At 58.1% G+C, this 298-nt stretch carries 1 pseudogene; it reads left to right on the forward strand.

Going from position 1 to position 298, the window contains the following annotated elements:
- Positions 1-298, forward strand: a pseudogene (locus ABFT80_RS28020) (IS21 family transposase); the annotation flags it as partial.

Below are 298 nucleotides of genomic sequence, written 5' to 3' on the forward strand. Positions count from 1 at the left end.
AGACGGCGGTGGAGGCAGTCTTCATCGGCAAGGAACGGCTATACAATCGACGCTTTCTGCAAATGTGCAGCCACTACCTCGTTCATCCGGTCGCCTGCACCCCTGCATCCGGCTGGGAGAAGGGCCAGGTCGAGAACCAGGTGGGCCTCGTGCGCGAGCGCTTCTTCACACCGCGTCTCAGGGTCAAAAGCCTGGAAGAACTGAATGTCTGGCTACTCGATAAATGCGTTACCTATGCCAAGGCTCACGGCCATCCTGAACAGACAGCGCAGACAGTCTGGCAGATGTTCGAAGCCGA

It is taken from the genome of Foliimonas ilicis (genome assembly GCF_039939195.1).
Lineage (GTDB): Bacteria > Pseudomonadota > Alphaproteobacteria > Rhizobiales > Rhizobiaceae > Foliimonas > Foliimonas ilicis.